This is a genomic window from Lysinibacillus xylanilyticus (genome assembly GCF_001708185.1).
GTDB lineage: Bacteria > Bacillota > Bacilli > Bacillales_A > Planococcaceae > Lysinibacillus > Lysinibacillus xylanilyticus_A.
Genome location: NZ_MDDN01000013.1, coordinates 105,222 through 115,448 on the forward strand (window position 1 = coordinate 105,222; position 10,227 = coordinate 115,448).

The following is a 10,227-nucleotide window of genomic DNA, read 5'->3' on the forward strand; positions in this document are numbered from 1 at the left end:
CCTAAAAAAATATCCCGTGTCACCCTCTAACGATCGTGACACGGGATTATCATTATTTTTGCATGTCTTCTTTTTGATCTACCATAAATGTTACAAAGATAAATAAAGCAAAGCTAATTAATAGCGTTGTCCCACCTACGATAAAGAAAATCAATGTAAATGTATTACTAAAATTAAATGGATTTATATTGTAGAACCACATGCCGATTGTTAAACCAAAAACACCAAGAATTGCTGTCCAACCATGTGCCGCTACTAATTTTTGTGATTTAACTTTGAAGGCACGATAGAAAATGCCCCATGCAAACATGCTTAACCAGCCAACTAATAAAATGTGTGCATGTATCGGTCTATATTCATAACTACCAGTACCAGACATATGTGAACCTAGATACGTACCAAATAAGGCAAAAATCGCAGCAAGACGAATAAGGCGTAAACTCCATTTTTGTTCCATACGTTAACTCCTCCTAAGCTTTTTCAACTTATTCAGTAGTCTATCGTGTGAACATGAACTTTACATGAACTCCTCATTACAGTTTTGGTAAGGTGATACGAACCTTCGTACCCGAATTAATAACACTTTCCATTTGAACCGTTCCTCCATGTAACTCAGCAATTTGCTTTACGATGGCCAGTCCAAGCCCAGTCCCTTGCTTTGTTCTAGAGGCATCCGCGCGATAAAAGCGATCATATACCTTTTGTAATTGATCAGCAGTCATCCCTATACCGCTATCCTCGACGAGTACTTCCACAGAGGTTGAGGATTCTTGTAAGTGTACATGAATTTCTCCACCTTCAACATTATACTTAATGGCATTCGTCAATAAATTATCCCAAACATTTTGTAATAGACCCGCATCACCATCATATGTTACTGGTTCAAGCTGATACGATAATTGTACATCTGCATCTTCAAGTTGCCAGCGATATTTTCTAACCGTTTCCTTCAACTGCTCATCTAAACGATAAGGCTCACACTTTAATAACCTTGTAGATTGATCGAGTGACGTTAGTAAAAGTAATTGCTTCGTTAATGTCGACAGACGCTTCGTTTCTAGCTCAATAATTGTCGTATATTCCTGCCTTTCCTTGTCAGTCAGCAAGGGATTCTTTAACAAATCAACATAGCCTTGAATATTCAACAACGGCGACTGAAAATCATGGGATACATTACTAATAAACTCTTTACGTATTCGATCATTCTCCTGTAATTTTTCCGTCATGACATTAAAGCTAACTGCTAATTGTCCAATCTCATCTGCTCGATCTATATCCAGTAACGTATCGAACTTTTCATGTGCAAGCTGATGTGTTGCCTCTGTTAGCTGTGTAATAGGGCGAATTAATGCTTTTGCAAAAAGTAGCATTGCCAATAGACTAAGTACTGCCATCACAAGAATAAGCCCACCAAGTATCGTATGCACCTCAGAGAATAACAAGCGAATATCAGGCCTGATAAACAGTGCATAATGCTTATTTTCATATGTAAATGGTACACCTATCGTATTAATTAGCTCATTCGCAAAAAAGCCTGTCATAAAAGTCTCTTTTGGAAAATCACGCATACCATGATAAATTTCCCCTTCTAAAACACGATCAACAGTATTAGATGACAGTGTTTTATCGCGATATTTACCACCGTAAAATTCCCCTTCATCACCAGCTGTTACATAAATTTGATAACCAATTTCGCCGAGAGTTGTAAAATAATTATCTAAATCGTCAGGCTTTGCTGTCTCGATGTATTTCGTAATATCCTGCGCAATATTCACATTTTTAGCATCATTTTTTTCCTTTATAACTTGATGATAATAAGTATTTGTTACTAAAAAACCGATACACAAGCTGCCAATCATAACGAGCAAAGTCGTGACAACAAACTTACTATATAACGTTTTCATCATGCATTAACCTCGAGCTTATAACCCACTCCACGTACCGTTGTAATCTCAACATCTGTTTCATAACGATGCAGACGCTCACGGATCCTCTTTACATGCGTATTTAAAGTCTGCTCATCTCCATCATAATCATAGCCCCACACCTGTTCCATAATAATACTACGTGTAAACACCTGATTCGGGCGTGATGCTAGTAATGCCAATAGCTCAAATTCCTTTAAAGGCAGAACAAGTGTATCTTCCCCAATGATTACTTCAAAACTTCGACGATCGATGACTAGTCTACCCACCTGGATTGTTACCTGATTTTTCTTATCTAGTCTACGCAATATGGCAGCTATGCGAAACAGTAATTCTTTAGGTTCGAATGGTTTCACAACATAGTCGTCTGAGCCTGCCAAAAACCCTCGTTCCTTGTCTTCAAGCTCGCCCTTTGCCGTTAATAACAATACAGGAATATCATAATCCTGGCTCAATGTCTCGGTTAATGTAAAGCCATCCATCCCTGGCATCATGACATCCACAATAGCCAGATCAGGCAAGTTTCCTTCAAGTAATTGCAGGGCCTGTTGTCCATTTTCCGCCTGCAACACCTGATAGCCCTCTCTTGTCAGATAAATATTTACTAGCTGCAAAATATGTACATCATCATCTACAACGAGAATTTTCATTCAAGCCTTACCTCCATCCAATCCAAAAAATTCCGCTCCCATCCGCAGACAATCTGCAAGCATCCGTTGAGTCTATCGTTGAACGTTGCTCCGCGAGGAATGAAAAGATTTTTTAATAACTACTTTCATTCATATTATAACGAAAAGAAAGAAATCAACAGCAATATAAGTAATGGCAAAAACGCCAAGCAACATTTTGCTACACTCCTTCTACTGGGATTTGCAAATCAGCACATACCTGTTTCATCATGCGCTCAATCTGCTCGACTGTAGCACCGAGCACCATTCCTTCTGCCACAACAGGCTTTAAATTTTTTTCAATTTGCTGTAATTGTTCAGGAGTTAAGATTCGCTCCTCTGTAGATCGAATAATAGCACCTGATTTGGCTCTGATTGTAATGATCCCTTTCTCCTCTAGCTCATGGTAGCTTTTATTAACCGTGTGCATATTAACACCTAAATCAGCGGCTAAATTACGTACAGATGGCAAAGTATCACCTGACTGCATATCCCCTCTTGCAATTCCTTCAATAATTTGACGTGTTACCTGTTCATAAATGGGTACGTCAGATTGTGGCTCTATTTTAATAAACATTCCTATCATCTCCATATTTGTTATATAACCAACATAACAAATTATCATTTTTTGTGCATAAAGAAGAAGGAGATTTTTAGAGGTCTATAAGAAGAACCTCGAATTGAATCAACAGTTATACAAACCGTTGGCAATAAAGGCTATGACGGCTTTGAGAATTGACAAAGAGATGTCCCATTACATCATGAGACATCTCTTTTCAACAGTAGCTATTTCGCAACAATTGCTAATTTTTCTTGTAAACATGCAGTAGCTTGTTCTATATCCACTATGCATCCTACTTCATTTAATGTTTCCCCTATTAATCTTACTGCCTCTTCTAGCATTGCAGGGGTTGTACTCCCGATACGAAAAACATATACATTTCTTAAAAAATGTAGACATCTCTACTGTGACACGACTTATATCTTTTGACTTTCGTTTTTGTGTCTTCCTTATTCTCCGAGCCTGGTTTCGCCGAAGCTACTGCCATTAGGGTATGACTCTCCAAAGGCTTAAATTCTGCATTTACCCTATTTAGAGAGGTTGTTAACATTTTTATATTTGTATATATTTTTCTTGTTCACACAAAGGCGCAACCCTTCATGCAGTCTTTCTCTCACGAGTAGACCTCTTATGCTTTCACATAAGCGCAGACTATATCTTCATCTTATCTTTTAATAAGAGCCACATTTTTCTTCCGCCATTCGCTTGCGGTTTTACTCTCCCTCAAGGAGATAGTCGTTGAACGTCTTCCTTGTCTCATTAGAGATTTAGGAGTTCGCTGCTAAACATCCATTACCAAAGCACTTAGCGCTACCGTTTTCCGTTGTCACGATGATCCTTTACGGACACTGAGTAATTTTTTTCAGCTTATGCCATCCTTGTTGTTTTTTCTGCTTTCGCACCGTTACGTCTGCCGTTTCCAGCTCCGCTTTGGTCACAAGGCTTTAGGAGTTAAAAGCAATTAACGTGGAGTTCGCACCAATCGCTTGATACGAAGGGTATTCTGTTATAAATCTATGCTTCTATACAGATTTGTATAGTTTTATCTAAATTTTTCGTAACAGTTTAGTTACCCATATGCCCGATACGGAAGGCCTTTCCTGCTAAATGCGCTAGTGCACCAGCTACTATCACGCCTTTTTCTGCAAGTTTCGCACGGAACTTTGCATCCTCTACCCCTTCAGGATACAGTAAGCAGCTAAGCGTAGGTGCCGCAACCGCTTCTTCAGCAAGTGCCACCATACCATATGTGGACAATGCAGCTCTTATTGCGCAACCATATGCGACATGACGTGCCTCACGTTTTGTCATCCCTTCTTCTAGTACAATGTTCATCGCCACATCATATGCATAAATTAAGTTTACAGGAGGCGTCGCAAAGTATTTTCCTGGATCATTCATTACCGGAATCCAATTTTTAATATCGCTATAATAGGCAGGAATCGAACCCATTGCTTCACGTGCCTTTAAAGCAGATTGATTGAAGGCGATAATCGCTAAACCTGGTGGTACACCAATTGCCTTCTGTGACCCTGTTAAAACAATATCCAATTTATAGTCTGGACAGCCATATTCCTTGCTCATATTTTCATCAAGGGCAGCTGTCGCTACAACTCCATCCAAAATAACAAGTGCCCCAGCCTTCTTAATGATTGGTACCAAAGCATCCAAATCGGATACTACACCTGTAGAAGTGTCCGCATGTGTAATAGTAACAGCTTTAATATCCCCCTCAGCCAATTTTTCTTCAACTGCAGAAACTTCGACCTGCTTACCCCATTCAGCCTGTAGTACCTCTACATGAATACCATAAGCTTGGGCTAATGGTGTAAATCGGTCACCGAAATAACCGTGACTAATTACGAGTAGCTTTTCTCCTTTGCCAACTGTATTAACAATCGCCATTTCCATAGCAAGAGTCCCAGATCCAGCTATGACAAAAACCTCGCCATCTGTTTGTAATAATTTTTTTGTTTGTTCTATGGCATTTTTATAGATCGAAACAAAACGGGGATCTGTATGTCCCCTCGTTTCACTTGCTAAGGCATCATAAATTTCATCTACTACTGGAGTTGGTCCAGGAACTAATAATAATTCTTTATTACGCATTTTACGCTCCTCCTTAGAATGAAGATAAAAAGATGTCTTACAAGCTCCCCATCTAAGCCCGCAAGACATCTTTCACCCCTTTAAATCTCTTTACTTTTAGAAGTAGACCCTTTTTATTTTATAACCATGCTCGATTTTCAATAAGAAACGGGGGAACAGACCCCGCTCGTTAACATTAGTGGAAAATAGAGTGGACTCCATTCGAGTTAGTCCATAACAATCTAGGAAAGTTGGATATGTTCGTTTAGTAGATTTGTATCTCCAATCAATTATGCCTCGGCATAATTCCGTTCGGAGACTTTGAGCCAACAAATGTTTTTTGCGCGAAAGCGTAGTGCTAACGCAGCGTCAGCAACGTGTTTTTGTCTGTGCGAAAGCGTAGCGGCAGCAACACAGCACGACGTTGGTCACTCAGTCGTCGCCACAGGACGTGGCGCTTTTAGAATGAGTTCCTCTCTTTCAGCGATTACTGAAAGAAAGTTAAGCTAATTTTTCGTAACCTGGAAGCGTCAAGAATTCGGCAAATTCATCTTGCTCAATTAATGATTTAAACAGCTCAGCAGCTTCTTCGTAGCGACCGCTGTTATAGACTTGTTCCCCAACAGCCTCTTTAATTTTCACAAGCTCTTCCTCCAAGACTTCTAGTACGAATGCCAATGTAATACCACGCCCATCCTCTAAAACACCTTTTGGATGGCGAATCCATTGCCATACTTGTGTACGAGAGATTTCTGCAGTTGCAGCATCCTCCATTAAGTTATTAATCGGTGCAGCTCCGTTGCCTCGTAGCCAAGAAGCAATGTACTGAACCCCTACACTACAGTTAATACGAAGACCTTCAAGTGTAATTGTACCTTCTGGAACAGCTACTAATTCTTCCGCTGTAACCTTTACATCCTCACGTTTTTTATGGATTTGGTTTGGTGTCGTCATAATCGCATCAAACTGTTCCATCGCCGTTGCTACCATACCTGGATGTGCTACCCAAGTTCCATCATGGCCATCTGTTGCCTCACGACGTTTATCTTCTGCAACTTTTGCAAAAGCCACAGCATTCGCATCATCATCACCCTTAACAGGGATTTGTGCTGCCATACCGCCCATCGCAGGAGCGTTACGTTTATGACATGTTTGAATACATAAAGACGTATATGCCTGCATGAATGGTACAGTCATTGTTACTTGTCCGCGGTCCGGTAAAATTACATCAGGTTGATTGCGCAGACGTTTAATATAGCTGAAAATGTAATCCCAACGTCCACAATTCAGACCCGCTGAATGTTCACGTAGTTCAAATAAAATTTCATCCATTTCAAATGCTGCTAAAATGGTTTCGATTAATACAGTAGCCTTAATTGTCCCTTTTGGAATTCCGATATAATCTTGTGCAAAAACAAAGACATCATTCCATAAGCGAGCCTCTAAATGGCTTTCAAGCTTCGGTAGGTAGAAATAAGGCCCTGTACCTTGTGCCAATGCGTTTTTAGCATTGTGGAATAAATACAGACCGAAGTCAAAGAAACTACCCGAGATCGGTTCGCCATCCACTAGTACATGCTTTTCTAGTAAATGAAGACCACGTGGACGAACTAATAATACAGCTGTTTCTTCGTTTAACTTATATGTTTTACCATTGGATGCTTGTGTGAATTCAATTGTCTTATTAATAGCATCACGCATATTAATCTGACCGCCAATCATGTTTTCCCATGTCGGAGCAGATGCATCCTCAAAGCAAGCCATGAACATTTTTGCACCAGAGTTTAGAGCATTAATAACCATTTTACGGTCAACAGGTCCTGTAATTTCTACACGACGATCTTGCAAATCTGCTGGAAGTGGTGCAATTGTCCAATCTCCCTCACGAATATGCTTTGTTTCTTGTAAGAAGTCGAGTTTCTCACCTGCATCAAGACGCTTTTGACGTTCTTGACGAGCCTCTAACAGCTCTTTTCTACGAGCATCAAATTTTTCGTGCAGGGCAAGAACAAACTCAAGGGCTTCTGGTGTTAAAATTTCTTTTGTTTGCTCGTTTTGTTCCCCAACAATTTTAAGCTTACCTGTTGTTGCTTGTTCCATCAGTTGTTTCCCCCACCTTTGCGATTTTAAATAGTCATCCTCCGCTTTAGGAGGAGCGGAGGAGACAGATCTATGATTATGAATTTAGATGTACGCGTACTTTTCCAGACTTATACGAATTGTTCTGTTTCTGTAGAGCCAGCCATCGCTGTTGTAGAAGAAGTACCACCAGAGATAACTTGAGATACTTCATCAAAGTAACCAGTACCAACTTCACGTTGGTGACGTGTAGCTGTGTAGCCTTTTGATTCTGATGCAAACTCAGCTTGTTGTAGCTTAGAGTATGCAGCCATACCATTATCTTTATAATCATGCGCAAGCTCAAACATAGAGTGGTTTAATGCATGGAAACCTGCTAATGTAACAAACTGGAATTTATAGCCTAACTTACCTAACTCGCGTTGATATTCTGCGATTTCTTCTTCTGATAGATTCGCTTTCCAGTTGAATGAAGGTGAACAGTTGTATGCTAGCAATTTACCTGGGAATTCAGCATGAATAGCTGCCGCAAATTCACGGGCTTCCTCAAGTGATGGTTTAGAAGTTTCACACCAAATCAAATCTGCATATGGCGCGTAAGCTAAACCACGAGCAATCGCTTGTTTGATGCCTGGTTTTGTACGGAAGAAGCCTTCTGGAGTACGTTCACCAGTAATAAACTCTGCATCACGCGGATCGATATCAGATGTTACCATATCAGCAGCGTCAGCATCTGTACGAGCGATTAAAATTGTATCAACACCCATTACATCTGTTGCAAGACGAGCAGCAATTAAGTTACGAACAGCATTTTGTGTTGGAAGTAAAACTTTACCACCTAGGTGACCGCATTTTTTCTCTGAAGCTAACTGGTCTTCTAAGTGAACGCCAGCAGCACCAGCTTCAATCATTCCTTTTACAAGTTCAAATACATTCAGAGGACCACCGAAGCCAGCCTCAGCATCTGCTACGATTGGAGCAAACCAATCAAATTGATCTACACGTCCTTCAGCATGATCGATTTGATCTGCACGTTGTAAAGCTTGATTAATACGCTTAACTACTGCTGGTACAGAGTTTGCTGGATATAAGGATTGGTCAGGGTACATTTGACCAGAAAGGTTAGCATCTGCAGCAACTTGCCAGCCTGATAAGTAAATTGCTTTTAATCCTGCTTTTACTTGTTGTACAGCTTGATTACCAGTTAATGCACCTAATGCATTAATGAACGGCTCTTCATGTAAAGAATTCCAAAGTCGAGCAGCACCTTTAGCTGCTAAAGTTTGTTCAAGTACAACAGAACCTTGTAACTTAACAACCTCTTCAGCTGAATAACCGCGTTCAATGCCTGCCCAACGTGGGTTTTCTTCCCACTGTTTTTCTAATGCTTGGATTTTTTCTTGACGTGTTGACATATTAAAATTCCACCTTCCCCTTTGTATACAATATACTCTGTTAAAAAACTTTCAACTAGCTGTTCCATAACAGGTTTACTTGTTGTAAATTAATATATAACAGTACATCTGAATTTTCATTATTTTTAGATAAAATACCAAATTTTAATGATGAAACTGCTTTTTTCAACGACGAAATTTGGTAAACTGTTTACAAACAAGGGGGATATTCACAATGAATAATGAGTTTAATTCTTTGCCAAAAGATATTTCACAACAGTTTATTTCAATGTTAAAAGACTGGGTTCCAGACAATTCATCCATTGCAATTGCAGCAGAAAACTCCTATATCTATTTTCATTCTGGACATCAAAACATCAACTTGGAAGTAGGCCAACAAGTACAATCAGGTAGCATCGCAGAGCAAGTTCTACGTACGAGGAAACGGACAGACGCCGTTTTAGATAATTCCTTATTCCAAACACCGTATTATGGGATAGGTTACCCTATAAACATTTTAGATGTGCCTGCAGCGCTTGTTGTAGTATTACCTTCAACCTTTACCGAAAAGAAAGTAGAGCCCTTTCAATTTTTAACTGGAAAGCAAGACGAGGAATGGAATCCTGTTGCAATTGGAAAAATCTCTCATATTGAAAGCCTGCAGAAAAAAACGTGGTTTTATGTAGAGGGGGAGCAATTTAAAACAAGTATCACACTTAAAGAGCTTCAAATGCGTTTACCTTCATTCTTTATTCGTATTCATCGATCCTATATTGTTAATATTCATTTCATTAAAAAAATGGCTAAGGACCTGACTTCCAACTTTATTGTTACTCTAACAGATGGAAGCGAGCTACCTGTCAGTCAATCCTATATCAACAATTTGAGAACAGCACTTGAATTTTAGGGACAATAGTAGAGAATAAACCTAATAGCGGGCATAAAAGATAATAAAATAAAAACTAGGGTACTTCTTGTTACAAACGGAACAACAAGTACTCTAGTTTTGTATGAAATGAAATCTCTCATCACGCGACATTCGAGGACATTTCAGCGACGTTTACCTTTTTGATTCAATGGATGACTTTATAAGTGCAACCACTTTCCTCCTTCAGATTCCACATCACCATGGAAACTCTTGTCTTTCGCTAAGAGTTTCTACTATCAAGTTATGCCGCGTGCACATAAAAAAGCCTGAGAAAAAATTCTCAGGCTTTGGTTTGCCTAGCGACGTCCTACTCTCACAGGGGGAAGCCCCCAACTACCATCGGCGCTAAAGAGCTTAACTTCCGTGTTCGGTATGGGAACGGGTGTGACCTCTTTGCCATCATCACTAGACATTGTATTTGGTTGAAAGATTTGTTCTTTCAAAACTGGATAAACGGTGCATTGAATGTTTCAAACATTTTGGTTAAGTCCTCGATCGATTAGTATTCGTCAGCTCCATGTGTCACCACACTTCCACCTCGAACCTATCTACCTCATCGTCTTTGAGGGATCTTACTTACTTG

Annotated in this window: 9 protein-coding genes and 2 rRNA genes; 2 read left to right on the plus strand and 9 right to left on the minus strand. The window is 39.7% G+C overall.

Translation table 11 applies throughout. The features are described 5' to 3' along the window. Positions 1-52: 52 nt before the first annotated feature. From BFJ97_RS18655 to BFJ97_RS18675, 5 genes are all read right to left on the minus strand, one after another. Positions 53-457 (minus strand): hypothetical protein, encoded by a 405-nt coding sequence (locus tag BFJ97_RS18655; RefSeq protein WP_068986155.1) that lies wholly within the window; start codon positions 455-457, stop codon positions 53-55. A gap of 76 nt (positions 458-533) precedes the next feature. After that, positions 534-1,904: a sensor histidine kinase gene (locus BFJ97_RS18660; protein ID WP_068986163.1), complete on the minus strand. Its 1,371-nt coding sequence runs from the start codon at positions 1,902-1,904 to the stop codon at positions 534-536. After that, a complete protein-coding gene (locus tag BFJ97_RS18665; protein WP_068986156.1) occupies positions 1,904-2,575 on the minus strand; it encodes a response regulator transcription factor in 672 nt (223 codons plus the stop codon). Before BFJ97_RS18665 ends, BFJ97_RS18660 begins: the two co-directional genes overlap by 1 nt. A 199-nt stretch (positions 2,576-2,774) precedes the next feature. Next, entirely contained in the window at positions 2,775-3,170 is a 396-nt protein-coding gene (locus BFJ97_RS18670) for a GntR family transcriptional regulator (protein ID WP_068986157.1), read from the minus strand. 1,050 nt (positions 3,171-4,220) lie between these two features. Continuing rightward, positions 4,221-5,264: a pyridoxal-phosphate-dependent aminotransferase family protein gene (locus tag BFJ97_RS18675; protein WP_083227098.1), complete on the minus strand. Its 1,044-nt coding sequence runs from the start codon at positions 5,262-5,264 to the stop codon at positions 4,221-4,223. 300 nt (positions 5,265-5,564) lie between these two features. On the opposite strand from BFJ97_RS18675, the gene BFJ97_RS24345 reads away from it, so the two are divergent. Further along, complete coding sequence (locus BFJ97_RS24345; protein ID WP_139114485.1) at positions 5,565-5,753, plus strand: hypothetical protein; 189 nt, start codon at positions 5,565-5,567, stop codon at positions 5,751-5,753. Here BFJ97_RS24345 and aceB read toward each other — a convergent pair. Both aceB and aceA read right to left on the minus strand, forming a co-directional pair. Beyond that, positions 5,745-7,343 (minus strand): malate synthase A, encoded by a 1,599-nt coding sequence (gene aceB / locus BFJ97_RS18680; protein WP_068986158.1) that lies wholly within the window; start codon positions 7,341-7,343, stop codon positions 5,745-5,747. The two genes, BFJ97_RS24345 and aceB, sit on opposite strands and share 9 nt — an antisense overlap. A 110-nt stretch (positions 7,344-7,453) precedes the next feature. Continuing rightward, the gene (gene aceA, locus BFJ97_RS18685) at positions 7,454-8,737 is read right to left on the minus strand and encodes an isocitrate lyase (protein ID WP_068986159.1); all 1,284 of its coding nucleotides are present in this window, start codon (positions 8,735-8,737) and stop codon (positions 7,454-7,456) included. A 214-nt stretch (positions 8,738-8,951) separates the two neighbouring features. Here aceA and BFJ97_RS18690 point away from each other — a divergent pair, with 214 nt between their 5' ends. Further along, on the plus strand, positions 8,952-9,623 hold the full coding sequence (locus BFJ97_RS18690) for a LytTR family DNA-binding domain-containing protein (RefSeq protein WP_068986160.1): 672 nt from the start codon (positions 8,952-8,954) through the stop codon (positions 9,621-9,623). Between the two features lie 315 nt (positions 9,624-9,938). On the opposite strand, the gene rrf is transcribed toward BFJ97_RS18690, so the two are convergent. Both rrf and BFJ97_RS18700 read right to left on the minus strand, forming a co-directional pair. Further along, positions 9,939-10,054 (minus strand): 5S ribosomal RNA (rrf, locus tag BFJ97_RS18695). Positions 10,055-10,123: 69 nt separating this feature from the next. Beyond that, positions 10,124-10,227, minus strand: a 23S ribosomal RNA gene (locus BFJ97_RS18700); the annotation flags it as partial.

What these genes read in the sequence shown, in the direction of transcription:
- BFJ97_RS18660 (WP_068986163.1), bottom strand. Translation starts at nt 1,904, where the DNA reads ATGAAAACGTTATATAGTAAGTTTGTTGTCACGACTTTGCTCGTTATG.
- aceA (WP_068986159.1), bottom strand. Translation starts at nt 8,737, where the DNA reads ATGTCAACACGTCAAGAAAAAATCCAAGCATTAGAAAAACAGTGGGAA.
- BFJ97_RS18675 (WP_083227098.1), bottom strand. Translation starts at nt 5,264, where the DNA reads ATGCGTAATAAAGAATTATTATTAGTTCCTGGACCAACTCCAGTAGTA.
- BFJ97_RS18655 (WP_068986155.1), bottom strand. Translation starts at nt 457, where the DNA reads ATGGAACAAAAATGGAGTTTACGCCTTATTCGTCTTGCTGCGATTTTT.
- aceB (WP_068986158.1), bottom strand. Translation starts at nt 7,343, where the DNA reads ATGGAACAAGCAACAACAGGTAAGCTTAAAATTGTTGGGGAACAAAAC.
- BFJ97_RS18665 (WP_068986156.1), bottom strand. Translation starts at nt 2,575, where the DNA reads ATGAAAATTCTCGTTGTAGATGATGATGTACATATTTTGCAGCTAGTA.
- BFJ97_RS18670 (WP_068986157.1), bottom strand. Translation starts at nt 3,170, where the DNA reads ATGTTTATTAAAATAGAGCCACAATCTGACGTACCCATTTATGAACAG.
- BFJ97_RS18690 (WP_068986160.1), top strand. Translation starts at nt 8,952, where the DNA reads ATGAATAATGAGTTTAATTCTTTGCCAAAAGATATTTCACAACAGTTT.